The organism is Actinoplanes sp. NPDC026623 (assembly GCF_040638275.1).
In the GTDB taxonomy this organism is placed as follows: domain Bacteria; phylum Actinomycetota; class Actinomycetes; order Mycobacteriales; family Micromonosporaceae; genus Actinoplanes.
On record NZ_JBEZXZ010000130.1, the window covers coordinates 1 to 25,348 of the forward strand.

Annotated in this window: 21 protein-coding genes and 4 pseudogenes; 12 read left to right on the forward strand and 13 right to left on the reverse strand. The window is 68.7% G+C overall.

Translation table 11 applies throughout. The features are described 5' to 3' along the window. Positions 1 to 183, forward strand: a pseudogene (locus tag AB0F10_RS30320) (IS630 family transposase); the annotation flags it as partial. Here the strand turns inward: AB0F10_RS30320 and AB0F10_RS30325 are convergent. After that, on the reverse strand, positions 180 to 1,370 hold the full coding sequence (locus tag AB0F10_RS30325; RefSeq protein ID WP_360632530.1) for an AI-2E family transporter: 1,191 nt from the start codon (positions 1,368 to 1,370) through the stop codon (positions 180 to 182). The pseudogene AB0F10_RS30320 and the gene AB0F10_RS30325 overlap by 4 nt on opposite strands. Before the next feature lie 29 nt (positions 1,371 to 1,399). Here AB0F10_RS30325 and AB0F10_RS30330 point away from each other — a divergent pair. Next, positions 1,400 to 1,733: pseudogene (locus tag AB0F10_RS30330) on the forward strand (IS630 family transposase); the annotation flags it as partial. Between the two features lie 79 nt (positions 1,734 to 1,812). Next, a complete protein-coding gene (locus tag AB0F10_RS30335; RefSeq protein ID WP_360632588.1) occupies positions 1,813 to 2,247 on the forward strand; it encodes a hypothetical protein in 435 nt (144 codons plus the stop codon). On the opposite strand, the gene AB0F10_RS30340 is transcribed toward AB0F10_RS30335, so the two are convergent. Next, entirely contained in the window at positions 2,132 to 4,393 is a 2,262-nt protein-coding gene (locus tag AB0F10_RS30340) for a catalase (protein ID WP_360632533.1), read from the reverse strand. The two genes, AB0F10_RS30335 and AB0F10_RS30340, sit on opposite strands and share 116 nt — an antisense overlap. Positions 4,394 to 4,975: 582 nt before the next feature. Between AB0F10_RS30340 and AB0F10_RS30345 the strand changes: the two genes are divergently transcribed. Both AB0F10_RS30345 and AB0F10_RS30350 read left to right on the forward strand, forming a co-directional pair. Further along, complete coding sequence (locus AB0F10_RS30345) at positions 4,976 to 5,209, forward strand: hypothetical protein (protein ID WP_360632536.1); 234 nt, start codon at positions 4,976 to 4,978, stop codon at positions 5,207 to 5,209. Positions 5,210 to 5,793: 584 nt separating this feature from the next. After that, positions 5,794 to 6,432 carry a glycoside hydrolase family 64 protein gene (locus AB0F10_RS30350; protein ID WP_360632538.1) on the forward strand — a complete coding sequence of 213 codons (639 nt, stop codon included), beginning with the start codon at positions 5,794 to 5,796 and terminating at the stop codon, positions 6,430 to 6,432. Positions 6,433 to 6,639: 207 nt separating this feature from the next. On the opposite strand, the gene AB0F10_RS30355 is transcribed toward AB0F10_RS30350, so the two are convergent. Then, entirely contained in the window at positions 6,640 to 7,419 is a 780-nt protein-coding gene (locus AB0F10_RS30355) for a hypothetical protein (protein ID WP_360632541.1), read from the reverse strand. A gap of 199 nt (positions 7,420 to 7,618) precedes the next feature. On the opposite strand from AB0F10_RS30355, the gene AB0F10_RS30360 reads away from it, so the two are divergent. The 3 genes from AB0F10_RS30360 (at position 7,619) to AB0F10_RS30370 (ending at position 12,929) form a co-directional block, all read left to right on the forward strand. Then, complete coding sequence (locus AB0F10_RS30360; RefSeq protein WP_360632544.1) at positions 7,619 to 9,889, forward strand: ATP-dependent Clp protease ATP-binding subunit; 2,271 nt, start codon at positions 7,619 to 7,621, stop codon at positions 9,887 to 9,889. A 302-nt stretch (positions 9,890 to 10,191) separates the two neighbouring features. Beyond that, positions 10,192 to 11,496 (forward strand): NAD(P)/FAD-dependent oxidoreductase, encoded by a 1,305-nt coding sequence (locus AB0F10_RS30365; RefSeq protein WP_360632547.1) that lies wholly within the window; start codon positions 10,192 to 10,194, stop codon positions 11,494 to 11,496. Between the two features lie 290 nt (positions 11,497 to 11,786). After that, entirely contained in the window at positions 11,787 to 12,929 is a 1,143-nt protein-coding gene (locus tag AB0F10_RS30370) for a glutathione-independent formaldehyde dehydrogenase (RefSeq protein ID WP_360632550.1), read from the forward strand. Positions 12,930 to 12,971: 42 nt separating this feature from the next. Here AB0F10_RS30370 and AB0F10_RS30375 read toward each other — a convergent pair whose 3' ends face one another. The 9 genes and pseudogenes from AB0F10_RS30375 to tkt form a co-directional block, all read right to left on the reverse strand. Beyond that, on the reverse strand, positions 12,972 to 13,142 hold the full coding sequence (locus AB0F10_RS30375) for a hypothetical protein (RefSeq protein ID WP_360632553.1): 171 nt from the start codon (positions 13,140 to 13,142) through the stop codon (positions 12,972 to 12,974). 108 nt (positions 13,143 to 13,250) lie between these two features. Further along, complete coding sequence (locus AB0F10_RS30380) at positions 13,251 to 13,415, reverse strand: hypothetical protein (RefSeq protein WP_360632556.1); 165 nt, start codon at positions 13,413 to 13,415, stop codon at positions 13,251 to 13,253. Positions 13,416 to 13,428: 13 nt separating this feature from the next. Beyond that, entirely contained in the window at positions 13,429 to 14,052 is a 624-nt protein-coding gene (locus AB0F10_RS30385) for an NAD(P)-binding domain-containing protein (RefSeq protein WP_360632559.1), read from the reverse strand. A 12-nt stretch (positions 14,053 to 14,064) separates the two neighbouring features. After that, positions 14,065 to 15,524, reverse strand: a pseudogene (locus tag AB0F10_RS30390) (aldehyde dehydrogenase family protein). 13 nt (positions 15,525 to 15,537) lie between these two features. Continuing rightward, positions 15,538 to 15,780, reverse strand: coding sequence for a hypothetical protein (locus tag AB0F10_RS30395; RefSeq protein ID WP_360632562.1), 243 nt, complete (start codon positions 15,778 to 15,780; stop codon positions 15,538 to 15,540). After that, positions 15,777 to 15,923 carry a hypothetical protein gene (locus tag AB0F10_RS30400; protein ID WP_360632565.1) on the reverse strand — a complete coding sequence of 49 codons (147 nt, stop codon included), beginning with the start codon at positions 15,921 to 15,923 and terminating at the stop codon, positions 15,777 to 15,779. Before AB0F10_RS30400 ends, AB0F10_RS30395 begins: the two co-directional genes overlap by 4 nt. A 16-nt stretch (positions 15,924 to 15,939) precedes the next feature. After that, positions 15,940 to 17,139: a zinc-dependent alcohol dehydrogenase gene (locus tag AB0F10_RS30405; RefSeq protein ID WP_360632568.1), complete on the reverse strand. Its 1,200-nt coding sequence runs from the start codon at positions 17,137 to 17,139 to the stop codon at positions 15,940 to 15,942. A 507-nt stretch (positions 17,140 to 17,646) separates the two neighbouring features. Next, positions 17,647 to 18,747 carry a transaldolase gene (gene tal, locus AB0F10_RS30410; protein ID WP_360632571.1) on the reverse strand — a complete coding sequence of 367 codons (1,101 nt, stop codon included), beginning with the start codon at positions 18,745 to 18,747 and terminating at the stop codon, positions 17,647 to 17,649. A 35-nt stretch (positions 18,748 to 18,782) separates the two neighbouring features. Next, positions 18,783 to 20,894: a transketolase gene (gene tkt, locus AB0F10_RS30415; RefSeq protein ID WP_360632574.1), complete on the reverse strand. Its 2,112-nt coding sequence runs from the start codon at positions 20,892 to 20,894 to the stop codon at positions 18,783 to 18,785. A 266-nt stretch (positions 20,895 to 21,160) separates the two neighbouring features. Here tkt and AB0F10_RS30420 point away from each other — a divergent pair, with 266 nt between their 5' ends. Next, entirely contained in the window at positions 21,161 to 21,823 is a 663-nt protein-coding gene (locus AB0F10_RS30420; protein ID WP_360632577.1) for an HAD family hydrolase, read from the forward strand. A gap of 734 nt (positions 21,824 to 22,557) precedes the next feature. Further along, the gene (locus AB0F10_RS30425; RefSeq protein ID WP_360632580.1) at positions 22,558 to 22,689 is read left to right on the forward strand and encodes a hypothetical protein; all 132 of its coding nucleotides are present in this window, start codon (positions 22,558 to 22,560) and stop codon (positions 22,687 to 22,689) included. Positions 22,690 to 22,861: 172 nt separating this feature from the next. On the opposite strand, the gene AB0F10_RS30430 is transcribed toward AB0F10_RS30425, so the two are convergent. Further along, on the reverse strand, positions 22,862 to 23,782 hold the full coding sequence (locus AB0F10_RS30430; RefSeq protein ID WP_360632583.1) for a glycosyltransferase: 921 nt from the start codon (positions 23,780 to 23,782) through the stop codon (positions 22,862 to 22,864). A 294-nt stretch (positions 23,783 to 24,076) separates the two neighbouring features. Here AB0F10_RS30430 and AB0F10_RS30435 point away from each other — a divergent pair. Together AB0F10_RS30435 and AB0F10_RS30440 are read left to right on the forward strand one after the other, a co-directional pair. Then, a pseudogene (locus AB0F10_RS30435) lies at positions 24,077 to 24,172 on the forward strand (erythromycin esterase family protein); the annotation flags it as partial. Positions 24,173 to 24,811: 639 nt separating this feature from the next. Continuing rightward, on the forward strand, positions 24,812 to 25,327 hold the full coding sequence (locus tag AB0F10_RS30440) for a hypothetical protein (RefSeq protein WP_360632586.1): 516 nt from the start codon (positions 24,812 to 24,814) through the stop codon (positions 25,325 to 25,327). The last annotated feature ends 21 nt before the right edge of the window (positions 25,328 to 25,348 follow it).

Sequence of the window (25,348 nt, forward strand, 5' to 3'; positions counted from 1 at the left end):
CTCACCACGAAGAAGCTGCAACGCGGCACCCACCGCAGCGTCCGCGACCTCAACAAAGACATCCGAACCTGGATCCAGACCTGGAACGACAACCCACGCCCCTACGTCTGGACCAAGACCGCCGACCAGATCCTCGAATCCATCGCCCGCTACTGCACACGCATTAACGACTCACGACACTAGGACTGTTGAGTGCGCTGTTCTCTGTCGTGGAGAGCGATAGCCGACCCGTCACCGTTCACAGGCGCTCCGACAGGCTGATTTTGCGGCCGCGGGCTTGCGCTGTCGACCGGAGTCTCGTCTTCCCCGACGGTCGGCTCGGTCTTGAGCCGGCCACGGCGGGTGTCCCAGATGTCGCGGGCGATGATCTGGATGATGCCGGCCACGGGGATGGCCAGCAACGCGCCGAGGATGCCGGCGAGCTCGACCGCGACGAGGATCGCGATCAACACGGTCAGCGGGTTCACCTTGACGGTGCGGGCGAAGATCAGCGGCTGCAGCAGGTGGTTCTCCAGCTGCTGGTAGAGCACGAAGAAGATGATGACCACGATGCCAGCGGTGGTGGACTCGACGAACGCTGCCAGGGTGGCGATGACCGCGCCGAGCGTGGCGCCGACCAGCGGGATCAGGTCGACCAGGCCGACGAACAGGGCGATCAATCCGGCGTAGGGCACGCCCATGATGGCCAGCACACCATAGGCGAGGCTGCCGCAGATGATGCTGATAAGCAGGTTGCCGGTGATGTAGCCGGTGATGGTTTTGGCGCAGTCGTGGCCGACCCGGCGGATGCGCTCGGCGCGCCGGTCGTCGAACAGGGCGAGGAAGCCGTCGATGACCTTGGGGGCCTCCAGCACCATCAGGTACGCGAGGACGAAGATGGTCACGATTCCGGCAATGCTCGTCGCCGCCCCTCGCAGTACGGCGATGGTGGGTGCGCCGAGGCGGCCGGCGTACTCGCGGAACCGGTCGGCGTTGTTCTGGGCGTACTCAAGCAGGTTGAACCGTTCGATCAGGCCACCGACCGGTCCGCGCCCGGACCGGGCATCGTTGACGATTTTCGGGAAGTCGCCCACGACCTGCGATCCTTCACGGACCAGCGGGATGACGAACAAGGTGACGAGACCGCCGATGAGGATCAGGGCCACGAGGAACACCAGCAAGGTGGCCAGCCATCGCTTGCCGAACGCCCCACGCCGTTGCACCCACGTGACGGCCGGGTTCAGGGCGACGGCGAAGAACACGGCGATCACAATCCAGGTCAGCACCTGGCTGGTCGCTCGAATGAGGAGAAGGACGAGGAGAGTGGCCAACACCAGGCCGATGACAACCATCGTCCGCCGGGCCACTACACGGGTATCTTGACTGCTCACGCTGGGTGCCTACCCGAGGCAACTAGCAACAAACATGAATGGACCGGCTGCCCGCAACCTACAAACGCACCCACGGATCCGCTACTTCCACGGCTGCTACAGCTTCGCCGACGACCAGCTCTGGGGCGTGACGCGCCGCCACAAATGCGGCGACCACACCTTGTCCGCACTGAAATCGATCCGGGCTGCACGCCCGGACGGCGCGCCGATCTACGTCATCCTGGACAACCTGTCAGCCAACAAGACCCCACCCGCAACAAGGTCGAACTCTGCCTCACCCCGACCAGCGCGTCCTGGGCGAACCCGATCGAGGTCCAGTTCGGACCGCTACGGATGTTCACCATGGCGAACTCGAACCACCCATGCTGGCCCGCGAGATGCAGAAATACCAGCACCGACCCGGACCGCGCTGGTCGCCACCCAGATCGTCGGCCTGGCCGTACTGCGGTACGGCTTCACGGTCGAACCCCTCGCTTCCGCACCACCCGACCAGATCGTCTCCGCGACCGGCCGACCGTGCAGCGCTACCTCGCGGGACGGCACCGAGCAGGAGGGCCACGGCGTAGGTGCGCCATCGCGGCAGGCGCTCGCCGGTCAGCAGGGCATCGCCGGTGGTCTGCAGCACGAACCAGTGCACCGCCACGACCGACATCCGGGTGCTGGCGACCGAGACCGCCTCGGCGACGAGCAGCCCGTAACCGTTCGAGCAGATCGCGAGGCCTGGCCCATCGACGTGATGGGACAGGCCTCGCGTTCAATCGTCAGGCGATTACGGCGGGGAATCGATCCCAGACACGGTGGGCGCCGAGAAATTCCTGCAGCGCAGCGAAGGCAGCCGCGGCGGTCTTTTCTGAGACCACACCCGGCGTACCCGTGACACCGGCCGCCTCCAGAACGGTAGCGCCGGCCCCCCACGCGCCGATCGTCTTGGCGTGCCGCCAGCACTCGTCGACCAGGAGCAGCACCCGCGGGTCCACCACCGTCGTGACGGTAGCGGCGCCGGCCTTGGCGTCGCGCCCGGGCAGGGCATCCGGGGCGGGGACGGGCGCCCCGGCGAGCAGGACCGCGTCGAACTCGACCGATCGGGCGGTGGCGAAGGTCCGCTGGACCGGCAGCCCACCGACTATCCCACCGTGCGGGGCGATCAGCAACGGCACCATGCCGGCGTCGAAGATTGCCCGGCGGATCTCATCGAGGCCGTCCAGGTCACCATCCGGGTCGACGACGATCCCGATCATGCGGCCGTCGGCCGGCCAGATGTTGCCGAGCTGTGACAGGGCCGGGCTCGGCTCGACGTCGGCCAGCACCACGGTCGGCTCGGGCGCGGGCAGACCCAGACCGGCCGCGACCTGCTGGCACAGCACCGGGTCGATATTGGCCAGGCTCTGCAGCTGCCGTTCCTTGATGGCCTGCTCGTAGCACTTGTTGAGCTCGAAGGTGTACGCGTTGACGATGTGCTGCCGCTCGACCGGCGTCATGCTCAGCCAGAACAGGCGTACCTGGCTGTAGTGGTCGTCGAACGATGCAGGGCTCTGCCGGATCTTCGGCGCCTCGGTCACGATCACCGGCAGGTCGAGGAAGGCGTTCTCGGCGTCGCCGGCCGGGAACGGATTACCGCCGTCGAGCGAGTTCGGCCGGTAGGGCGCTACCCCGCCGTGCACGGCGTTCTGGTGATAGCCGTCGCGCAGCATGTCGTTGACCGGGGCATGCGGGCGGTTGATCGGGATCTGCGGGAAGTTGGGGCCGGCCAGCCGGGTGAGCTGGGTGTCGAGGTACGAGAAGAGCCGGCCCTGCAGCAGCGGGTCGTTGGTGGCGTCGATGCCGGGCACGAAGTTGCCGAGGATGAAGGCGATCTGCTCGGTCTCGGCGAAGAAATTCGTCGGCGTCCGGTTGAGGGTCAGCTTGCCGACCGGCTGCACCGGGGCCAGCTCCTCGGGCACGATCTTCGTGGGGTCGAGCAGGTCGATACCGGCGAAGGTCTCCTCGGGGTTGTCCGGGAAGATCTGCAGGCCCAGCTCGTACTCGGGGAAGGCGCCGGCCTCGATCGCGTCGTACAGGTCGCGGCGGTGGAAGTCGGGGTCGACACCGCTCAGCAGCTGCGCTTCCTCCCAGGTCAGCGAGTGCACACCGAGTTTGGGCTTCCAGTGGAATTTGGCCAGCACCGTCTCGCCGGCCGCGTTGCTCAGCCGGAAGGTGTGCACACCGAAACCTTCCATGGTGCGGTACGAGCGGGGGATCCCCCGGTCAGACATGTTCCACATGGTGTGATGCTGGGCTTCGGTGTGCAGGGACACGAAGTCCCAGAACGTGTCGTGGGCGCTCTGCGCCTGGGGAATCTCGCGATCAGGGTGAGGCTTGCCGGCGTGGATGATGTCCGGGAACTTGATCGCGTCCTGGACGAAGAAGACTGGGATGTTGTTACCGACCAGGTCGAAGACGCCCTCGTCGGTGTAGAACTTCGTCGCGAAGCCGCGGGTGTCGCGGACGGTGTCGGCCGAGCCACGCGAGCCCAGGACGGTGGAGAAGCGTACGAAGACCGGGGTTTCTTTGCCCTTGGTCAGGAAACGGGCCCGGGAGACCGCCTCGCCGGTGCCGTAACCGGTGAAGACGCCGTGCGCGCCGGTGCCGCGGGCGTGTACGACACGCTCGGGGATGCGCTCATGGTCGAAGTGGCTGATCTTCTCGCGGAAGTGCTGATCCTGCAGGAGCACCGGCCCGCGCGGGCCGCCCTTGAGCGAGTGGTCCGTGTCGCGCAGCCGCACACCGTGCGCGTTGGTGAGGTACTCGCCCTGCTGACTGTTGTCGGTCGGCGGCACGTCGGTCGCCGCACCGGTGGGAGTGCGGGACTCCGGTGTGCCCTGCTCGGGCTTGGGCGGCAACGGGCCATGCGGTGTGGTCGGCTCCTCAACGGCAGGGGTGCCACTGCCGGGGGAACCAGGGACATCGGGGGTCAGGGCAGCGCCCACCTTCGCCGCTGCAGCCTCGACGGTGTCTTTGATTTTCTGTGCCGGCTTCTTCGCCATGCGGCGCAATTTCCCTTCGAATGGATTAAGATGGACATTCGATACTTACCCTTGCCGGGATTCGATAAACTCTGCGTACTGAATTAACGGCCCAGAGGCCAGGGTCGGTATTATGGGCTGTGCTGGCGATCGTCGCGAAATTCGTCATCATCAAACGAGCGATCGTCTTAACTCCAGACAGAATCTCAATGAGGCTGAGTGGCACTGATAGAAAAAGCCGAGGCGTTGCTCAAAGCTTACGCAAGTTCTGTTGTTGCTCATCAGAAAACAAGGCCGTCTATCTGTGTATTCGCCCGACATTCGCGTAACGCCTGACGAGCGTGGCTGTGCGTTCATTCATCGGTTGACGCGTTCGCCTGGGCCGGGTTGACGGCGGCGTGATGGTGGGAAACTCTGTCGGCCAGGACCCGTGCGCTAGCAGCGCACGCACGGGGCGGGCCGTCGGACAAGACAAGGCAAGGTTCCCAGCTTTGCTCGAGGGCAGCGCTGACGACCTGTACGAGAGTGCCCAGTGCGGCAACCTGTCTTCGTTGCTGGAGGGCACGATCGCGAAGATCAACGTGACCCTTCTAGCTTGGCTCTGTGGGCGCCAGAATGTACTACGAGACTCATTACGCCCCGCTGCTGGTCATGCAGGGCGAGATCAGTGGAGTCGCGCTCGATCTGCTGACCAAGGACGGGAGCATGCTCCCCGTACTGGTCCGCTCGCTCGTGAAGACCGGCAGCGAAGGGCAACCCCAGCTGATCCGTACGATCGTCTTCGACGGCCGCGAATGCCCGCCTACGAGCAGGAACTCCTGCATGCCCGCCGCCTAGCGGACACCGAGCGCCGCGCCGCCGAGCGCGAAGACGAACGCCTTCGTCACCTGGTCTCCAACCTGCAAGGCAGCCTGCTGCCCGCGGTGCTTCAGACACCGCCCGGCCTCGAAACCGCGGGGGGTGAGCCGAACGGGTGGTCGGTGTGGCCGTGGACGGCGATGCCGCCGGCCGTGGACGTGCTGACCCGCATCATGGAGTGGGGCCGCCCCCACCGGGCTGTTCCGCGCGACCTGGAGGGCCTCGACGTTCACATGATCGACGTCCAGGTCCATCGGCCGCAACCCGAGCGCACCGCCACGTCGTCTCGATGTGCAGCCGCACGATCAGGGCGTCCGACTCAGGATCGTTTCCGGTGGTCGAGGCCGCCTCGACCAGTTCGGCAATGCGGTTATCGGTCAGCGCGCTGCGGGTACTGGATAGCCGGGCCGGTTTGGCGACCTTCGCCGCCGGGTTCGCCGCCTCGCTGATCGTTGATCGAGCGCCGTGGTCCGGGAGCACCGCGTCGGCCTCGTCCGCACCGAGTTCGTCCCCCGACCAGAGCGCCGCCGCTGCTGGATCGTCCACTGACGAGGATCGGCCGGATGTACTTCTACCTCGGATCGCCCAACAGCCAGTACTTCGACTTCATCGAGTTCACCGTCGGGCCGGACGTCTTCAACGGCAACACCACCCGGGTCGACGCATTCGGGCTCAAGCTGGCCATGCGGCTGCACTCGCACGACGGCAACGATGTCCAGGTCGGCGAGGACCAGGCCACCTTCGCCGAGGACCGAGCCGTCACCTTCCAGAAATTCCAGAACGAGGTACCGACCGAGTTCAAGCACCTGGCCACCGCGACGGCGCCATACCGGATCATGGCACCCGGCAGCGACGCCGCGTTCCGGGCCGGAGGTCAATACCAGAACTACCTGTCCTCGTACGCCTCGAGCGTCGGCATCAACGAGACCACCAGCAACATCCTCGGCTGCGCCGGAACGCTGGCCAGCCAGCCCCAGAAGTGCGCGGCGCTCAACCGGCACACCGCCGACCTGCCCTCCTCTCAATGGGAGACGGTCGCGAACTTCTACCGGGCCGCGCCGGCCAACTACTACGCGAAGTTCTGGCACGACCACGCCATCAACAGACTCGCCTACGGCTTCCCGTACGACGACGTGGCGGGGCAGTCCTCGTTCATCTCGCACAACGACCCGCAGTGGCTCGAGATCGCGGTCGGCTGGTAGCGGACCGACCAACGGGCTACTCGTCCCAAACGACGCGGGCGAATACCTCCGCGGCGGGCGGGACGCGAGGCCACGACAGGCGGCGTCCGGCGACGCGGACACCGGGACGATGCACCACCGACCTGTTCCTTGTGGAACAGGTCGGTGGGGCCGACCGGGACGGCGCGCCGCAGCACGATCGGCCCGGCGTCCAGCGTTCCCGCCCGGTCAGACGCCGGCCGGCTGCTGCTCGTGGCCGAGATCGACGACATGGAGCCGGGGGTCGCCGCCGAGCCGTACCTCGTAGGCCGTCGGCGGCCCACCCTCCGGCCAGCGCGCGCCCACCACCGTGGCCGCGCGCCCGCCGAGGTCGACTCGCGCCCCCGGCGCCTTGAGCCGATGAGCTGCGAGCAGCACCGCGTCGAGGGTCTGCCGGGCACCCGCCAGCGAACCCCGCAGACTCACCGTCCGTAGTTCGCGTTCGAGAAGGATCGTCGCATCGCTGCGCCGGTCGCCCGCGCCGAGCGCGGCGTCGACCCTGGTCCACAGTCGCCACCCGTCGTCGTCGAGCACCAGCCGGGCGGCCCGGTCCAGGGCTGCGCACGTGATGTCGACCGCCGTCTCCTCGCCCAGCTCGGCCACCCACGCCAGCTCCCCCGGGGCGGGCAACAGGCCCGGCGACTCGTGCGCCACCACCGCGTACAGCATCGCGAGCACCGTCTGGCGGTCGCGGCCGTCGTAGAGGCGGCCCGCGGCGGTGTGCAGACGCGGAAATCGGGCCGCCAGGTGGGCGGCGCGGCCCAGTGGCGGAGCCGCCGCCTCCCGGGTGTCGCGCACCCGGGCGTGGAAGGGCCGCTGTTCGCGGTGGGCGAACACGAGCGAGCGGTGCGGGTCGGCGATCAACCGCGCCGCGACCGAGTAAGGCACTCCCATCTGGGCGGCGAGGGCTCGGACGGCGCGCCTGCGGGCACGGTCGTTGGCCTGACGGCGGCGTTCGGTTCCGGTCATGGCAGCCCCTCCCTTGGGCCATCGTAGGTTCTCCGTTGTACGTTGAGGGGGCAGCCGCGCCTGCACGAGCGTGCGAGCCGCCCACGCGGGCTCGCGTCGACGCCAAGAGGCTCTGACTCAGCGCACACCATCCGTACGCACGTCCACGTGCGCCGATCGGGTGGGGTGCGTGGGGCCTCGCCGCGAGGACGTGAGTGACGTGTTCGAACGATTCACCGATCAGTCCCGCCGGGTCGTCATCCTGGCTCAGGAAGAGGCCCGGCTCCTCAATCACCACGACATCGGCACCGAGCACCTGCTGCTCGGCCTGATCAGCGAGGGCGAGGGCGTGGCCGCGCAGGCCCTGACCGCCCTGGACGTGACGCTCGAAGCCGCCCGCGCCGAGGTGGAGCAGACCGTCGGCGAGGGCCGCGAGGCGCCGGGCGTGCACGTCCCGTTCACCCCCGCCGCCAAGAACGTCCTCGAACTCGCCCTGCGCGAGGCGCTCAAGCTGGGCCACAACCACATCGGCCCCGAGCACATCCTGCTCGGGTTGGTCCGGGATAGCGGAGGCCCGGCGGCTCAGATACTGGTCACCCTGGGTGCTGACCTCCAGCGCGTACGCGAAAAGGTCCTTCACCTGCTGTCCGGGCATCCCTCCGTGACCGCCGTGGCGCCGACGACGTCCGCCCTGCTCGACCAGTACGGCGAGAACCTCACCCGGCGCGCCCGTGACGGCGGCCTCGACCCGGTCGTCGGCCGCGACCGCGAGATCGACCGGATCACGGTGGTGCTGTCCTGCCGCACCAAGAACAACCCGATCCTGGTCGGCGAGCCCGGCGTCGGCAAGACCGCCGTCATTGAGGGCCTGTGCCGACGCATCGTGGCCGGTGACGTGCCCGAGACGCTGCGCCCCAAGCAGGTGTACACCCTCGACCTGGGGTCCCTGGTGGCCGGCTCGCGGTACCGCGGCGACTTCGAGGAACGCCTCAAGAAGGTGGTCAAGGAGTGCCGTACCCGTGGCGACGTCATCCTGTTCATCGACGAGATCCACACTTTGGTCGGCGCGGGCGCGGCCGAGGGCGCGATCGACGCGGCTTCGATCATGAAGCCGATGCTCGCGCGCGGCGAGCTGCAGACGATCGGCGCCACCACCACGGCGGAATACCGAAGGTACTTCGAGAAGGACGCCGCGCTCGCCCGCCGCTTCCAGCCGGTCCCGATCGACGAGCCGACCTCCACCGAGGCCGTCGAGATCCTCAAGGGCCTGCGCAACCGGTACGAGGAGTACCACCACGTCTCGTACACCGACGTCGCACTCGCGACCGCCGTGACCCTGGCCGACCGGTACGTCGCCGACCGCTTCCTGCCCGACAAGGCGATCGACCTGATCGACGAGGCCGGCGCGTGGGCGCACGTCCGGCCGCGCGGCGACGGCCGGGTAGGGGGGACGGAGATCGGCGGTGATCAGATCGCCGAGGTCCTGGCGAACTGGACGGGCATTCCCCTGCAGCGGCTGACCGATGAGGAGACGTCCCGGCTGCTTCGCATGGAGGACGAGCTCCACAAACGGATCATCGGCCAGGCGGAGGCGGTCCGGGCGGTCGCCCGCGCCATCCGGCGTACCCGGGCGGGGTTGAAGGATCCGAAGCGCCCGTCCGGCTCGTTCATCTTCGCCGGCCCGTCCGGTGTGGGTAAGACAGAGCTGTCCAAGGCGCTGGCCGAGTTCCTGTTCGGCTCCGAGGACGCGCTGATCCAGCTGGACATGTCCGAGTTCCATGACCGTTACACGGTGTCCCGCCTGGTCGGTGCCCCTCCCGGCTACGTCGGCTACGACGAGGGTGGCCAGCTCACCGAGAAGGTGCGGCGCAGGCCGTACTCGGTGGTGCTGTTCGACGAGATCGAGAAGGCCCATCCGGACGTCTTCAACACGCTGCTCCAGATCCTGGAGGACGGCCGGCTGACCGACGGTCAGGGCCGGATCGTGGACTTCAAGAACACGGTCGTCATCCTCACCACCAACCTCGGCACCCGCGACGCCTCCAAGCCGTTCTCGCTCGGCTTCCAGACCGCCGACGGCGCGCAGGATCGGATGGCCGCCAAGGTCCACGACGAGCTGAAGCAGCACTTCCGCCCGGAGTTCCTCAACCGCATCGACGACACCGTCGTGTTTCCCCGGCTGACCGAGGCCGACGTGCTGGCCATCGTCGATGTGCTGCTGGCCCGCCTCGACCTGCGACTGCGCGACCGCGACATGGGCGTCGAGGTCACCGGCGCGGCCCGCCGCCACCTCGGGGCGTTGGGCTTCGACCCATCCCTCGGCGCCCGCCCGCTTCGCCGCACCATCCAGCGCGAGGTCGAGGACGTCCTGGCCGAACGCATCCTGCTCGGCGACCTCGTCGCCGGCCGGGTCGTGGTGGTCGACTGCAAGGACTCCGGGCTGGTCTTCCACGAGCGGGAGGAGGCGGACCCGCTTGTCCAGCCTGCGTGAACGGCACCATGACCTGGGTGTTCTGGTACGGCGTACGCGCGCCCGGTTCACGCGGCACCGTGAATCGGCGCGGTCGATGCCGGCCGGACCGGGGTCAGGACGTCGGTGGGTCCACCGGCCTGGCTCGCTGCGGTTGGATCGTCTCGTGCCGGGCCGGCATCGTCGCCGCCGTTCATCGGCTGCGGCGGTGACCTCTGCCGACGGTGTGCGGCGGCGTCGTGGTCACGGCCGCGCTGTTTCTCACCCTGTTCGACGGGTACGCGAGGGTGTATCGGGTCGGGTCGACAGATCGGAGCAGGACAATGGGGCGTGCGCGCATCGTCATCGTGGGAGCCGGGTTCGCCGGCTTCCACGCAGCCCGGACCCTGCTGCGCAAGGCCCGCGGCGCCGCTGAGGTGGCACTGCTCAACCCGACGGACTACTTCCTCTACCTGCCGCTGCTCCCGGAGGTCGCCGGCGGGGTCCTCGATCCGCGGCGGGTCACCGTGCCGCTCGCCGACACGCTGCCGGGGGTGCGGCTGGTGTTGGGTCAGGCCGACGGGGTCGACGTCGACGCTCGGACGGTGTCGTGGACGGGCCCGGAAGGCAATCGGGGCACACTGGGCTACCACCGGTTGGTGCTGGCCGCGGGCAGCGTCAACAAGTTGCTGCCGATCCCCGGCGTAGCCGACCACGCGCACGGCTTCCGCGGCATACCGGAGGCGTTGCACCTGCGTGATCACGTGATTCGCCAGATCGAATTGGCCGACGCCGCCGACGATCCGGCCGAGCGAGCCGCCCGGCTCACGTTCGTGGTCGTCGGTGCCGGCTACACCGGCACCGAGGTCGTCGCACAGATTCAGTTGCTGACCCACGACGTGTTGGCCCGGCATCCCCGTCTGGCCGACGTGCACCCGCGGTGGCTGCTGCTGGACACCGCGAAGCAGGTGCTGCCCGGGATGGACGAACGGCTCTCGACGACCGCCGGGCGAGTACTGCGCGAGCGTGGCGTCGAAGTGGACATGGGCACGTCGGTGTCCGAGGCGACCGCCACCGGGGTGAAGCTGACCGACGGCCGTTTCGTCGCGTCACGCACGCTGGTGTGGTGCGTGGGTGTCCGGCCGGACCCGCTGGCGCAGAGCACCGGGCTGCCGATGGACAAGGGAAGGCTGCAGGTCGACGAGTACCTCGCCGTGCCCGGCCATCCGGAGATCCTCGCGTGCGGCGACGCCGCCGCCGTTCCCGATCCGGCCAACCCCGGGCAGCCCACACCGATGACCGCTCAACACGCCGTACGCCAAGGCAAGCTGGCCGGAAACAACATCGCCGCCTCCTACGGGGTGGGGCGCCGGCGTCCGTACCGTCATCGCGATCTGGGTTTCGTCGTGGATCTCGGTGGTTGGCAGGCGGCGGCCAACCCGTTGCACGTGCCCCTGTCCGGCCTGCCGGCCCGGGTGGTGACCCGCGGCTACCACCTGACCGCATTGCCCGCGAACCGGTTCCGCACCGCGGCGGACTGGCTGTTCACCGCGGCCGGAGCGCGTCCGGCGGTGCAGCTGGGGTTGGTGCCCGGCCCCGCTGTGCCGCTGGACACCGACGCTCCCGAACTCGTCCACCGGCCCCGATGAGGAGTCACTCATGCGCGCGTCGACCGTCCAACCCGTCGGCGAAGAACTCAGTCGACGTACGTGACGTGCCCGATCCGACGGCCGGGCCGGGGGAGATGCTGGTGGAAGGACTGGCGCTGGGCATCTGCGGCACTGACCGGGAGATCGTCGCCGGGGAGTACGGCTGGGCGACACCGGCAAGCCGTGCGGCACCGGCCGGTCTGCGTGGCGTCGTCAACCGCCGATCCGAGGCGCCGTTAGGTCGGCTTCGTGCGGGGTAGGCGGTGGTGATCAGCGATCGGAGGATATTCATGAAGGCCGTTGTCTATCAGGGACCCCGCGAGGTCGTCGTCAAGGAGGTGCCGGATCCGTCGATCCAGTCGCCGAACGATGCGATCGTGCGGATAACCACGACCAACATCTGCGGCTCGGACCTGCACATGTACGAAGGGCGCACGTCGGTCGAGCAGGGCAAGATCCTCGGGCACGAGAACATGGGCATCGTCGAGGCGGTCGGCGACGCCGTCGACCGAATCAAGGTCGGCGACCGGGTATCGGTGCCGTTCAACATCGCCTGTGGCACCTGCCGCAACTGCCTGACCGGCTGGACCAGCTTCTGCCTGCGCACCAACCCCATCGAGGGAATGGACGGCGCCGCGTACGGCTACGCGAACATGGGCCCGTACGACGGGGGCCAGGCCGAGTTCCTGCGCGTGCCGTACGCGGACGTCAACTTGCTGAAGTTGCCGCAGGGCACCGCGCATGAGAACGACTTCACGATGTTGTCGGACATCTTCCCGACCGGCTGGCACGGCACCGAGCTGGCGGGCATGCAGCCCGGCGACCGGGTGGCGGTGTTCGGGGCAGGCCCGGTCGGTCTGATGGCGGCACACAGCGCGATGATCCGTGGCGCGTCGCAGGTGTTCGTGGTGGATAAGGAGAGGGACCGCCTGGACCTGGCGGGCAAGATCGGCGCGACGCCGGTCGACTTCTCGGCCGGTGATCCCGCCGAGCAGATCCTGGACGCCACCGGCGGGCGCGGCGCCGACTGCGGGGTCGAGGCGGTCGGCTACCAGGCGCATGACCCGTCCGGGCAGGAGCATCCGGAGCTGGTGTTGGACAACCTGGTCAAGGTGGTGCGCTCCACCGGCGGTATCGGTGTGGTCGGTGTGTACCTGCCGCAGGACCCGGGCGCGGCCACCGAGCAGGCCAAGCAAGGCCGCATCGGCTTCGACTACGGCATGTTCTTCAGCAAGGGGCAGCGGATGGGCACCGGGCAGTGTCCGGTGATGCGTTACAACCGGCACCTGCGCGATCTGATCATCGCCGGGCGTGCCCAGCCGTCGTTCCTGGTATCGCACGAGCTGCCGTTGACCGAAGCGGTCGGCGGCTACCAGCACTTCGACAGCCGGGACGCCGGTTGGACGAAGGTGCTGCTGCGCCCAGCGGCCTGAGTCGGAGGTACCCGCCCGGCACATGCCGGGCGGGCCTTCGCTCTACAGCGGCTCGTCCACTTCCCGCGCGACCGCGCGGGCTCGTTCGAGGCGGGCTTGCGGCTGGAGACGCGGGCCCGAGCAGTGCCTGGTCAGAGTGCTCGAGCCGGCGCGCAGCGGCACCTCATGCTCGGCCTCTTCCTCGATCTCCTCGGCCGACGGCGTCACCTCCATCCGGCTGGCCCACTCTGCGGCAGGCTGGTCATCGGTGCAGAACTCCGAGGAAGACGAAATACAGCAGTCCCGCGGCGATGAACCGCAGACAGCACACGAACAGCGCTCTCATGAGGACTTGTTGCCCGGTTCCTTGGTGCGCGTCTCGAAGTCGCCGTGCCCGTTCGGGCACTTCGGGATCGTGTGACCCTGCTGGACGTGGACCTTCTCGCTGCACTTGGCGCAGTGGAAGTCCCCGGTCTTCTGCGCTTTCTCGCCCGCGTGTGCGGCCATGACATCGGTCCTCTCAGATTCCGATACGGGCGCGGAGATCCGCGGCCCACAAATCGGCGGTGTACACGTCGGTGCCTGGCTGGAACTTCCGGCTGTCGGCGAGGCCGCCCGCGTCGACCGGCTCGAACCCGATCTGCTCGGTCAGGTCGAACACCTGCTTCTTGGCCCCTGGGTCGTCACCGGCGACCGGGATGCCGTAACGCTGGTTGGCGCCGCCTTCGTGGCCGTATTCGCGCAGGTGGTCGAAACGCATCGCGTTGAACGCCTTGATCACGTGCGCACCGCGCAGATGCTGCTGGATCAGTTCACTGGAGGTGGTACTGCCGTCGTCGAGCGCTGTGATGCGCCCGTCCCGCTCCGGGTAGTAGTTGCAGGTGTCGATGACCGTCTTACCGGCCAGGCCGTCGGTGGGCAGCTCCCGGTACGCCTTGAGGGGCACGGTCACCACAACGACGTCACCGAAGCGGGCAGCTTCATCCGTGGTGAGGGCATGGCCGCGGTCGCCAAGCTCCTTCTCCAAGTCACGCAAGGTGTCCGGGCCGCGGGAATTGGCGATCGTGACGTCGTGGCCGACGTCGACAAACAGATGGGCGAGCGTGGAGCCGATCTTGCCGGCGCCGATGATGCCGATGCGCATACCGGGTGCTCCTTAGAATGTCGGGTGGCTCTGGGTGTCACGGACGGTGACCCACTGCCAGACGGTGAACTCGTCGAGGTTGGTCAGGGCGCCGAAGCGGCTGCTGCCGCCGGAGTCCCCCAGACCGCCGAACGGGGCCGGGGTCTCGTCGTTGACGGTCTGGTCGTTGATGTGGATCATTCCGGCGCGTAGTCGGTCGCCGATGGCCTGTGCGCGCCGGGCCGAGCCGGAATGCACGCCGGCGACCAGGCCGTACGGGGTGCTGTTGGCCAGCCGGACGGCTTCGTCGTCGTCGCGGACGGTGGTGATGACGGCGACCGGGCCGAAGATCTCCTCGGTGAACGCCGGCATGTCCGGGGTGACCTCGGCCAACACGGTCGGCCGCAGGAACAGCCCGTCCGCTGTGCCGCCGGTGACGATCCGGGCGCCGGCGTCGACACTGCGCCGCACGATGTCGGTGATGTGCTCGAGCTGGGACTGGTTGATGATCGGGCCCAGATCGACCTCGCCGCGGGGGTCGCCGACGGTCAGCCCGTCGGCGATCTTGGCGATCGCGTTGGCATATGTCGCGCCGATGGATTCGGCAACCAGGTCCGGCCGGTGGCCATGCACACCTGGCCCTGGTGGGCGAAGCTGCCGTAGGCCCCGGCGGCCGCCGCCGCCTCGACGTCGGCGTCCTCGAGCACCACGAAGGCGTTGTTGCCGCCGAGCTCGGAGACCATCTTCTTGAAGTGCTTGCCGGCGGCTTCGGACAGGTTCCGGCCGATCGGGGTGGAGCCGGTGAACGAGATCATGTCGATGTTCCGGTCCTCGGCCACCGCGTTGCCGAGTTCGCTACCCTTGCCGGGCAGCATGTGCAGCACCCCGGCCGGCAGTCCGGCCTCCTCGAAGAGCCGCGCGATCACCACGCCGCAGCAGATCGCGGTCTCGCTGGCCGGTTTCAGGATCACGGCGTTGCCGGTCGCCAGGGCTGGGGCGACCGAGCGCAGAGCCAGGATGAGCGGGAAGTTCCACGGCGCGATGACCGCGACCACCCCGTACGGGATGCGCCGGGCCATGCTGATCCGGCCCGGCTGAGTCGTCGGCAGCAGCGTGCCCCAGGGCTGGCTGGGCAGCGCAATGGCCTCCTGCAATTCGCTCAGCGCGAGGTCGAAGTCCAGCTTGGCGGCGGGGGCGGCCTTGCCGGCCTCGCGGGTCAGCCAGCCGGTGATCTCATCGCGGTGCTGCTCGAACAGTCCCGCCGCCCGGCGTAGCACGGCTGCCCGCTGCGCGAACGACGTGCCCGCCCAGCGGCGTCCGGCGTCGGCGGCCTGCCGTGCGCAGTCGGAAAGGATCTCGGCACTCGCCGCGCCGACCTCACCCAGCACCTCACCGGTGGCCGGCTCGGTGGCCTGCATGGTCTTGCCGGTCGACGTCCAAGCGCCGGTGAAGATCTTGCCCCGCCAGATACTCTCGTCGTCCACCAGTCCCATGGCAGTTTCTCCCTCAGACCCGGCCGGTGAACGGAATGCCGCGAGCGTCGTGCGGCGTGCGGGCTCGGGGGTCGTCGGCGGTGCGGGCGGCGGCGTTGACCCAGTCGGCGGCCGTCGCACCGGAGCGAGCAACTGGTGCGTGATCAGCGCCAGTTGCGTCGGCGTAGGCGTCGCCCTGGTTGCGGGCGACGGTGTGCTGGTCGGCGGTGGCCTCGTTGCCGGCCTGCGCCGGCGGGTCGGAGGGCGGTGAGGTCACGACTTCTCCTCCTTGCGCTCGGGTTCTTTCTTGTCGGCGGCCGGCGGGGCGTCCTCGCGGGCGACCTCTTCCGGCGAGCTGTTGGCGCGGGTGGTGTCGACGGGGCTGCCGCCGGCGCGCTTGCCGTCGCGGTCCTTGTCCATGACTGCTTCTCCCGGTTCAGGCGGCCGGGTTGAGGGCGACCTTGACCCAGCCGGGTTGGCGCTGGTCGAATTCGCGGTAGGCGGCCATGACGTCGGTCATCGGTTCGTGCTCGGTGAGTAGCAGGGCTGGGTCGACGCCGCCCTCGGCGACCAGGCGCAGCAGGTCGGGCATGTAGTGGCGGTGGTTGCAGTTGCCGGTCTTGACGGTGAGGTTCTTGTTCATCACCACGCCGATGGGGTAGGTGCTGATCGTCTGCGGGTAGACGCCGATGATCCCGATGGTGCCGGCCTTGGCGACCGCCTGCGCGGCCCACTGCGAGACCTGGCTGGGGGCGTCACCGGGCACCCATTGGCCGGCTTGGACGTTGGTCTCCGGTGCGGCCTGCTGCTGTTCGGCGTCGAATTGTCGGGCCTGGTCACCGGAGGTGCCGGCGGGGCGCTGGGCGTCGACACCGACCGCGTCGATGACCCGGTCGACGCCGATGCCGCCGGTCAGGTCGCGGATCGCGGCGATCGGTTCCTCGGTGTCGAAATTGATGATCTCGGCGTGTTGAGTCTGAGCGAGAGCGAGTCGGTCGTCGTTGTGGTCCACGGCGATGACCCGGCCCGCGCCCTGCAGGTAGGCCGACAGGATCGACAGCTGCCCGACCGGGCCGGCGCCGAACACGGCGACGGTGTCACCGGTGCGGATCTCGGCGAGCTTCGCGCCGAACCAGGCGGTGGGGAAGATGTCGGAGACCATGATGGCCTGCGCGTCGGTGACGCCGGGCGGGACCGGCACGAGGCTGGTGTTCGCGTACGGGATCCGGGCGTATTCGGCTTGCAGCCCGTCAAAGCCGCCTGCCGCCTTGGGGCCGCCGAAGAACGCGGTGCCGGCGAGCTTGCCGCCGGGGTTGGCGTTGTCGCACTGCGCCTGGTAGCCGGCGCGGCAGTACGAGCAGTAGCCGCACGAGAGGGTGGACGGGATGACGACCCGGTCGCCGGGGGAGAAGTTGCGGACGCCGGTGCCGGCCTCGAGCACCTCGCCCACCGCTTCGTGGCCGATGATCGTGCCCTCGTTCATCCCCGGCATGGTGCCGCGGATGAGGTGCAGATCGGTGCCGCATATCGCACTGGTAGTGATCTTCACGATCGCGTCGGTCGGCGCCTGGATCTTGGGTTCGGGCACGTCCTCGAGCCGGATGTCACCGACGGCATGCCACACCACTGCCTTCATCGTTGCACTCCTTCGTTGTCCGACGTCCGCGACCTGACTGGATCCGGGCCGCCCGCCGATCCCACGCGGTTCTCGCGTTGCCCGCCAGACGTCTCGAGGCCGGACGCGTCCGTACCGGTGTCGCCTTGTGCTGTGCCGGACGGTGTGCCCGGCACCCTCGCGTCCCCGGCCGGGGTCAGGTCAGGTGCCTTCATCGACGCGGCGTACCCGCCGTCGGGACCGGTACGCCAGAAGATTGAGCATTTTTTGGTTCGGCTTCGTCCGTTAAGACCAGGGACCCGGGGTAGTGAAGTGGCCCACGGTGTGCTGCGCGGCGTCGATCTCGACGCAGCAGTGCGGTGCCCCGCCGTTCTCTGCGGTATCCGCGGCCTGATCGCTGGCGAGGCGGCCTCAACGACCGGTCCGCCGACAGTGAGTAGTGATCCACTGCTGCGCATCGCCGATCATCGCCGTGTGCGGGCCCGTTGGTCAGGTGCCGTCACTTGAGGCATTGCCGGATGAGCCGGCTCATTGCTTGTCTTCCAGCTCGGAGCGGACCGATTCGGTCAGTTCGTCCCAGGAGTCGACGAACTTCTGAATGCCCTCGTCCTCGATGGTTTTGAACACGTCGTCGAGGTCGACGCCGGCATCGGCTATGGCCTTCATGACCTGAGCTGCCTGCTCGTAGGTGTTCTGGATCGGAGTGCCGGGGCCGCCGTGGTCCGCGTAGGCCTTCAGCGTCTTCTCCGGCATGGTGTTCACCGTGCCCGGCGCGATGAGGCCGCTGACGTAAAGGGTGTCCGGGAGGTCGGGGTTCTTCACACCGGTCGAGGCCCACAGCGGGCGCTGCGTGCTGGCCCCCTGTGCTTCCAGCGCGCGCCACCGGTCGGAGGAGAAGATCTCCTCGTACGCCTGGTAAGCCAACTTGGCATTGGCCAGCGCGGCCTTGCCCTTGAGGGAAGGGTCAGCACCGGCTTTGTCCAGGCGCTTGTCGATCTCTGTGTCCACGCGGGAGACGAAGAAGGACGCCACCGACTCGATCCCGTTCAGTGATCCACCGTCCTGCACCCGCTGCTCCAACCCCGACAGGTAGGCGTCCATGACGGCCCGGTACCGCTCGGTGCTGAAGATCAGCGTGACGTTGACGCTGATGCCCTGGGCGATGGACGTGGTGATCGCGGCGAGGCCTTCCTGCGTTGCGGGGATCTTGATGAACAGGTTGGGCCGGTTCACCAGCCACCACAAATGGGCGGCCTCCGCCGCGGTCGCTTCGGTGTCGCGCGCCACGCCGGGGGATACCTCGAGCGACACCCGGCCGTCGCGGCCGGTGCGCTGCGCCACCGGGGCGAGCAGGTCGCAGGCGTCGCGGACGTCGGCGGCGGTGATGGTCCGTAGCGCCTCCTCGACGCTGACCTTCCGCACGGCCATCGCGTGGACCTGATCGTCGTAGGAATTTGAGCCGCTGATCGCGGCGGCGAAGATGGTCGGGTTTGTGGTGACGCCGACGACCGAGTATTCGTCGACCAGCGACTGCAGGTTGCCGCTGCGGATGCGGTCACGGGAGAGGTCGTCAAGCCACACGGCCACCCCCGCCTTCGACAACTCGGCCAGCTTCTCGTTCTGCGTCATGACAATGCCTTCCAGATTCTTGGGGTCTAAAGCGGTCAGCGGTCGCCGGTGGGGGTGTGCAGAACGCCGACGCTGTCCGGGCCGGTGGGAGCGACCGCTGGTGCCTCGGCGGCGGCGAGGCTCTCGCGGGCTGCCGTGACGACGGCGTCGGCGGTGAGGCCGAACTGCTCGTACAGCACGGTGTAGGCGGCGCTCGCGCCGTAGTGGTCGAGCCCGACGATCCGGCCGGCGTCGCCGACGAACTCCCGCCAACCCATGGACACGCCGGCCTCGACGCTGACCCGGGCGCGCACCGACGGCGGAAGCACCTGCTCGCGGTAGCCGCGGTCCTGAGCGGCGAACCACTCCCAACAGGGCAGTGATACGACCCGGGTGGGGACGCCGTCGGCCTGCAGCGCCTCGCGGGCGGCGACGGCGATCTGCACCTCCGAGCCGGTGCCCATCAGGATGACCCGAGGGCTGCCACCGGAGGCCTCGGCCAGCACGTACCCGCCTCTGGCCACCCCCTCGGCGGAGGCGAACTGTGTGCGATCGAAGACGGGCAGGTTCTGCCGCGACAGCGCGAGCCCGGCCGGGCGGTCGCCGTGCTCGAGGATGGTGCGCCACGCCACCGCGGTCTCATTGGCGTCGGCCGGACGGACGAAATCCAGGCCGGGGATGGCCCGCAACGCCGCGTAGTGCTCGACCGGCTGGTGGGTGGGGCCGTCCTCCCCCAGGCCGATGGAGTCGTGCGTCCACACGTACGTGACCGGCAGCTGCATGATCGCGGCCAGCCGGACGGCGCCGCGCATGTAGTCGGAGAAGGTGAGGAACGTTCCACCGTAGACGCGGGTCCCGCCGTGCAGCGCGATGCCGTTCATGATCGCGCCCATGGCGTGCTCTCGGACGCCGAAATGCAGGATGCGCCCGTACGGGCCGCCGCTCCACATCTTGGTCTGCCGGTCGGAAGGCAGGAACGAGGCCTCGCCCTTGACCGCGGTGTTGTTGCTCTCCGCCAGGTCGGCCGACCCGCCCCACAGCTCCGGCAGGACCGGATAGACGGCCGCCAGGACCTCGCCGGAGGCCTTGCGAGTGGCCACGCCCTTGGCATCAGCGTCCCAGCTGGGCAGCTTGTCGGCCCAACCCTCGGGCAGGGTACGGGTAGACATGCGCTCGAGCAGTGCCGCGCCGGTCTGGTTGCCGGCCCGCCACGCGTCGAAGCGCTGCTGCCACCGCGCGTGCGCCTGCTTCCCACGCTCGACGACCTGACGGGCGTGCTCCAGCACCTCCGGGGCGACGTCGAAGGTCTTGTCCGGGTCGAAGCCGAGAATCTCCTTGGTGGCGCGGACCTCGTCCTCACCGAGCGCGGACCCGTGCGCGGCGCCGGTGTTCTGCTTGCTCGGCGCGGGCCAGCCGATGATCGTCCGCAGCACGATCAACGACGGGCGGCCCGTCTCAGCCTTGGCCGCGGCCAGCGCCCGGTCTATCACGGCCAGATCCTCGCCGTCGTCCACGTGTTGGACGTGCCAACCGTAGGCCTCGTAACGCATGCCCACGTCCTCGGTGAAGGCGATCTGCGTGTCGTCCTCGATCGAGATCCGGTTCGCGTCGTACACCAGCACGAGGTTGCCCAACTCCTGCGTGCCGGCCAGCGACGAAGCCTCGCCGCTGATCCCCTCCTCCAGATCACCGTCGGAAGCGAACGCCCACACGGTGTGGTCGAACACGCTCGCACCCTCGGCGGCGCCGGGGTCGAGCATGCCGCGCTCACGGCGGGCGGCCATCGCCATGCCGACGGCGTTACCTACGCCCTGGCCCAGTGGGCCGGTCGTCGTTTCCACGCCCGGGGTGTGATTGACCTCGGGGTGCCCAGGGGTCAGCGAACCCCAGGTGCGCAGCGCCTGCAGATCGGACAGCTCCACGCCGTAGCCGGAAAGGAAGAGCTGGATGTAGAGGGTCAGGCTCGAGTGCCCCATCGACAGCACGAAACGGTCACGCCCGGTCCACTGCGGGTCGCCCGGGTCGTGGCGCAGCCACTTCTGGAACAGCAGGTAGGCGGTGGGTGCCAGACTCATCGCCGTGCCGGGATGTCCGTTGCCGACCTTCTGCACCGCGTCCATGGCCAGCACGCGCACCGTGTCGATCGCGCGGCGGTCCAACTCGCCCAACCCCACGGGCAACCTCGGATGCGGCTGAACCGGGTTACCGGTTGGCGCATCGCTCACGGCCTCCGCCGGAGCCTCAGGGCGGGTGCTCTTCGTCCCGCTGACGGGATCCGACTCGTTGGCCGTCATCAGTTGCGGTGCTCCCTCGAAGTGGGCGGTCGACGCGCCGGCCGCGCATCCGGATTCGCCTAGGCTCCCTGGGTACCCCGCGTGCCGGTTTGAACACCCCCGCACCGCATGACAATGTCCCTGCGGGGCAGACAAGGACCATGGCAGACACCGCGATCTTCGACGTCGACGGCACCCTCGTAGACACCAACTACCAACACACCCTGGCCTGGTCCCGCGCCTTCCGCCGTTTCGGCATCACTCGCCCGATGTGGCGCATCCACCGCGGCATCGGCATGGGTGGGGACACGTTCGTGCCCGAGGTCGGCGGCCGGGACGTGGAAGAGGCGCACGGAGACGACCTGCGCGAGGCGTGGGTCGAGGAGTTCGACCAGCTCATCGGGGAGATCGAACCCTTCGAAGGCGCGCACGAGCTGCTGGCCGAGGTCAAGCAGCGCGGGTTCCGTCTGGTCCTGGCCAGCTCCGGCAAGACCCAGCACGTCGAGGCGTTCCTCGACCTCATCGACGGCAAGTCCCTCGCCGACGCCTGGACCACCTCCGACGACGTGGCCAAGAGCAAGCCCGAACCCGACGTCGTGGCAACAGCGCTGGCCAAGGTCGAGGGCGCCAGCGGCATCATGGTCGGCGACTCGGTTTTCGACGCCCAGGCGGCGGCGAAGCTCAAGATCCCCGTCATCGGGGTCCGCACCGGCGGCTTCTCCATCGGGGAACTGCAGGAGGCCGGCTTCCTGCAAGTCTTCGACTCGCTGGTGGCCTTCCGCCACGCCCTCGACGGCACCCCGTTGGCGCGCGCCAGCCGCTGAGTGGCATAGCGGAGAGCCTTTGGTGCGTGCCGCGCGACGCTACCGCTGTCACACGGGCGTTTACCGCCAGCTCGTTTAGCCGGACTCAGCAACCCATCGGCGTGCAGGGCCTGGACCACATCAGTGCCATGGTGAACCCCGGCTTCTAGGGTGGCTGCATGCCGGCACGTTTCCTCTCGCCGTCGCGGTCGATAGCCCTTGACCGTGCTTCTCCGGGTGCCCGTTCCCGGCTGGCCTTGGCGCTGTTCACGTTGTCGGCGGCCCTGCTGTTCGGCATCAGTGGGCTCTATCACCGCGGCCACTGGAGAGACCGCACCCAAAAGGCGCTACAGCACCGGCCGACGGGTCAGTTCGGCCCGTTCCGCCCGCCGTCCGAGGTCCCGTCCGGCGACGGCCGTAGCCGCCGGCCCGCGGCCGACGTCGGGTCGGGGTCACCCGGGGCGCTGTCGTCCCCCGCCCGCTCGGTGCTCGCACCGTTCCGAGCTCTGCCTCGGCCCCCGCGTCCGAGCCGGTCAGATCACGCCCTGGGTCGCCGTGCGTGTAGCACGCACCCGGCTGGGAACTCCCTGGGGATGTCACCAGTGAAAGGCGCGGCTACGGTCGCTTCCAGCGAGGCGCGCGGGCGCGACGGCGTAAGGATCCCGGCGGGTGAGGTGCACGGGTGGCTGCCCGGTACGAATCAGACAGTGTACGGACTGGCGTTGAGTCGGACCCGACTGTTCCGGTTCCCACACGTGCCGTTCGAGTTCCGCGCGTCGGACGTGCTGACCGCCGAGGACGACATCGGCTACATCTGTCCGCGTTGTGTGGCTGCGACGACGCGCCGCGACGAGCGGGGATGGCGTCGCGTGTCGCCCCGCCCCTGACCGGTTCCGGCCCGGCGTGCCGACTTGGGGCGCGTCGGGGTAGACGTCGCGAAGGCCCCGGCGCGCCGGACTCCGCATTGATGATCATCCGCCGTGGAGATGCGGTACCGCGGCACCGCGGCGCCCGGCTGATCCGGCACGGCGTCATCCCGGGCGCGGTGGCTTACGGTTGTCAGACGTACCGCCGGGCCGTCGACGCGCGCTGGGTGGCGTCGAGCGGCGCAAGGCGGGCTTCGACCGACGGGGGCCGGGTGCGGCGGGCGGCGATCACCCAGGGCAGTCCGCGGACGGCGTCCCACCAGGCCAGCGCCGAGGTGCGGTCACGCGGTGCGGAGACAGCCAGGAAAAACGTACGGTGCAAGGCCGGTGCGGTCGGCCGGCGCAGCCAGGTGAACCACAGGGTGTTGCGCAGACCATCGCGGCGGCGACGGACGGCGTCCCGGATCGGCGAGGCAGCGTGGTGGACCACCAGGCTTTCGAGGTAGCAGATCTCCCAGCCGGCGCTGAGCAGGTCGGTGGCCAGTAGCTCCTCCTCGCCGCCCAGCCACAGGCGTGAGCTGAACCCGCCGGCGGATCGGAAGGCGTCGCGCCGAACCATGGAGGCGCCCGCGAGGAAGCTGCCGAGCGCCGGACCGGGGAGCCACTCCGGTCCGGGTACGGGTGAGTCGCGCAGCTCCGCGACGATCGGGTCTTCCCTGCCGCTGGGTTCGACGACGATTCGCGCATTGAGGACGGCCAGCCGCGGGTGGGCGTCGAGGACATCAGCCGCTGCGGTCAGGCTGCCCGACTCCCACCAGGTGTCGTCGTCGCAGAATGCCACGTACGGCGTGGTCAGGCGTCCCACCCCCAGGTTGCGACCGACCGCGCCGGCGTTGTGCTTCAGCGCCAGCACCTCGACCTGCGGAAACTTCTCCCGTACGGCGTCCGCAGTGCCGTCGGTGGATCCGTTGTCAACCACGACGATCGGCGGTTGCTCGGGCAGTGCGACGAGGCGCCCGATCGCTCCGAGTGCCTCGTCCCTGCGTTGATGAGTAATGATCACAACTCCGGTGCGCGTGTCCGCCATGACGAGGGGTGCTACCCGATAGGGCATGCGTCAACCCGGCACCTGCTCCACAAGGTCAGTGAAGGGCGTCACGGTGACGGACCGACGTCCCTGCGAACAGGCGCCGGTCCGCCGGCGGCAGCGCACATAGGAGTGCGGCCGTTGCAGGTGGGTAGGCGGCGGCAGGCAGAAAGATGAGTGGGACGACGTCGCATCACTGATCTCTACCACCGGCGGATGAAGGATGCCCTCTGTTTCGAGCATTCCGCCGGTGCGCTTGGTCCCTACCTGTTGGTGCCGGCGCCGGGTAGCCGGTGTCGTCTGCTCGGTGGCGGCCGAACGTTCACGCACAACACCCACGTCGGCAACGCCCGAGCCACCGACATGGCGCACGCGGGCCACGTGAACATCGGCCGGCTGGCCCGCGAACGGTACGGCGCGGCTGCCGCCGGCGCCGGCGATCGCCCGTAGCAGCGCTGCGTCGGCGCGTACCTTGAGCGGGTTCTGCACGCCGGCCTCGCGCAGGGAGCGGCGATGTACAGCGGACCGACCGGAAACGAGATCCGGCTGCACGGAACACGGGACGAGTAGAGATCCCGCGTACGACATGGACGACCAGACACGTCGGTGACACGAACGCCCGTACGGTGATCCTCATCGGGTTCCCAGGCCATTGTCCGAGCCGGTAAATCCATGATCGTGCCTGATGGCGGGGTGCGAAAGCTGGCTGCGGTTGTCCCCGGTAGTCCGCGACAGTCCCGGCGGTCCTCCGGTATCGACCCGCTCGTGCCGTGGTTCGACGGCACCTGCCGCAGGCCTTGGTGCGCCGATGTTCATTGAAGTGGTCGACGTACTCACCGACCACAGCTCGGTCGGCGTTGGATGGTCGCTCGGACGTGTCGACGACGTGGTCCTGGGTACTTTGAGGGCCTGTGGAGCAGCGCCTGCTACGGCGCGGTCGTGACCAGTGTCATCAAGCGGCACGGATCTCGGCTCCAGATCAGCAGTCCTGCAGCGATCCGCGCATCAGCATCCCGGGAGCGGGTTGGTGGTGCGCCCTGATGAGGGACGTTTCTCATGACGCACGTCGAACCCATGGATCCGAACGAGGCGTTCGCCGAACTCGGCCGTATCAAGCTCGCCGACGTCAACATCGACACCTTGCTGGACAAGATCGCGCACCTGGCCAAGCGCGCCATCCCCGGCGATCAGCGGGCGGCGTCCGGGTGGCCCGGCATGCTGGAGCCGCCACCGCTGCTTCCGGAAGCGCCGCCTGCCGTGCCTGAGCCGTCAGGTTCGGTGACGATGTCGCTGTCCGGCATACCGGCCGGCCGGCGGTCCGTCTCGACCTGGGTGAGCGGGGCACCCTCCTCCTGCTTCACTGCCGGGTCGATGGGCAGCTCACCATCGCGATTTCCTCGATTTGTTGTCATGCCCGACGCGTACCCGTGCGGTGTCTCTTCATGCGGTGAGTTCAGTAGTAGCGGTGCTTCGGTCTGCCCGGACGGCCAGCTCCTCGGCGACGTGGCGAACCGGCAGGTCTCAATCGACCGCGTCGGGCATGACAACAAATCGAGGAAATCGCGATGGTGAGCTGCCCATCGACCCGGCAGT